General features: G+C 37.1%; 2 protein-coding genes. One reads left to right on the top strand and one right to left on the bottom strand.

Annotation, left to right across the window (positions count from 1 at the left end; genetic code table 11):
• Window positions 1–778, bottom strand: a 778-nt coding sequence (locus ABFR62_14125) for a DUF4382 domain-containing protein (GenBank protein ID MEN8139554.1), incomplete at its 3' end; no start/stop codon positions are given.
• A gap of 268 nt (window positions 779–1,046) precedes the next feature.
• Here ABFR62_14125 and ABFR62_14120 point away from each other — a divergent pair.
• Window positions 1,047–2,210, top strand: a complete 1,164-nt coding sequence (locus tag ABFR62_14120; GenBank protein MEN8139553.1) for a saccharopine dehydrogenase C-terminal domain-containing protein — start codon at window positions 1,047–1,049, stop codon at window positions 2,208–2,210.
• The last annotated feature ends 88 nt before the right edge of the window (window positions 2,211–2,298 follow it).

Raw genomic sequence — 2,298 nt, 5'->3', positions numbered from 1 at the left:
CTTCCACTTCTTCTTCAATATCGATTGTACCCATATCAGTAACTTCACCCGTAACTACCAATACATCATTTATTGTTTTTTCTTCAAAACCATCAACAGGTACGAATTCTACAGAATATACTCCTTCTTCGCTACCTCTGATCAGGAATTCGCCTGATTCTGTATCGGCATAGGTACCTAATGTGTCCTGTGATGCAGAAATGGCCATAATGTAAGCTTGTGCTTCTACAGGGCTAACTATTCCTTTTATAGCACCCGAAGTTGCTTCAGTAAAAGTACGGATAACCGGTTTTAGAGAATAGCCACCATTGCCTTTTTCTACAATCGAACGTTTTGCATCAAAATCTATCCACAGGTTGTAAACAACTCCTTCAGCTAAATCGGCATGGATATTGAATTTTAAACCCGACTGTTGCGATGATGGAGTATCCAGGTCGAAATATTCTCCGTCGATTTTAACTTTATTGCCATCACCCAAAATAAGACGCATCTGCGAAATTTTTCCTGCAGGTAACTCTTGCGAAGCCAACAGTGTGTCTAATCCGTTTGTGAAATCCAATAGATTATATTCACCTGTACTTACATTTTCCATCGACTGCCATCCGCTTTCATCTTCGGCCGAAACATTAATTTTTACATCAGTAACATTTATTATCACTTCTTCATATGCTGCCGGAGCATCTGTTAAACGAACGTTAAGTGTTGCCTTTTCCTCATTTTTGTCGCAGGAAGAAAGCATAGCTGCTCCCAGAAACAATCCTAAAATTAACTTTTTCATAATTTTCCCTTTTGTTATGATTTTTACTGCTGCAAATATCTTAAATATGTTTCATCCCTAAAAGCTGAGCACGGTCATATAACTCTTACCTTCTCATAGTATATCAGCTACTAATATATTGCGGGATGAACTATAAAGATAATAAATGGAGCAGATAATTTATAATTTCATTATTTTTTGTAAAACAAAACAATAAGTGTTGATTTTGAGGTGTTTATCGGTGGTAATTGCTAACTTAGAAGTTCGTTAATAATAAAAATTTATTGATATGGGAACTAAATTAATTGGAGTAATCGGAGCCGGAATGGTTGGGAGTGCCATAGCTGTAGATATGTCTGAAAAGTATTTGGTAACAGTTGCCGATTACAATAAGGAGGCCCTGGATAAGTTAAAAAGTGACAGGATAAAAGTAGAGCAGATAGACGTAAGGGATAAAGAATCCTTAAAGGAGTTTTTAAGCCCTTTTGATCTTGTAATTTGTGCCGTTCCGGGGTTTCTCGGATTCGAAACACTGAAGACAATTATCGAAGCAAAAAAAGATGTTGTCGATATTTCTTTCTTTTCTGAAGATGCATTTGAACTCGATGAACTCGCCAAAATAAATAATGTCAGTGCCATTGTTGATTGTGGTGTGGCTCCGGGAATTGGTAATATGATTTTAGGGTATTACAATTCGACAATTAAAGTAGATAAGTTTTTGTGCCTGGTAGGGGGATTGCCGAAAAAACGTTGTAAACCATTTGAATATAAGGCACCATTTTCGCCTGTTGACGTAATTGAAGAATACACACGTCCGGCAAGGTATATCGAAAACGGAGTAGAAGTAGAGAGAGAAGCACTTTCTGATGCTGAGTTTGTAGATTTTGAAGAGGTAGGAACTTTAGAGGCATTTAATACGGATGGATTGCGGTCGTTGGTTAAAACAATGTCGCACATTCCGAATATGAAAGAAAAAACACTTCGCTATCCCGGTCATATTGACCTGATTAAATCGTTGAAGGAAGGTGGTTTTTTCAGTACGGAAAAGGTAAAGGTTAACGGTGGTGAATTCACACCTTTGGAAGTAACTTCCAGTATATTAGTAAAAGCGTGGAAACTCGACGAAAAGGAGGAGGAATTTACGATTATGAGAATAGAAGTTGAAGGTGAAGAAAGAGGAAAAGAAGTTAAGCATGTATACAATTTATATGATGAATATAACCGGGAAACCAATACATCATCTATGGCAAGAACAACCGGATATACGGTTACAGCTGTAGCAAATTTGTTGCTCGATGATGCGATTACAAGAAAAGGTATTTTGCCACCCGAGTTGATCGGTGATGTTGATGGTTTGCTCGCAAAAGTATTTTTGTATCTGAAAGATAGGGGAGTAGTGTATAAATACGAGTTTTTTGGGTCAAGTCATATTTTTGGGGAGAAAATTATATAAAGCGTTTGGTTGGACCGATTCAATCTATGGTTTACTGCATTTATTTCTCATTAATGAATAATCAATTGGATGAGGGGGTAAAGTTGAC

The sequence above is a fragment of the Bacteroidota bacterium genome, assembly GCA_039714315.1.
Taxonomy (GTDB): Bacteria; Bacteroidota; Bacteroidia; order Flavobacteriales; family JADGDT01; genus JADGDT01.
The sequence above is the reverse complement of the archived record's forward strand: the minus strand, read 5'-3'. Positions and strand labels throughout refer to the sequence as shown.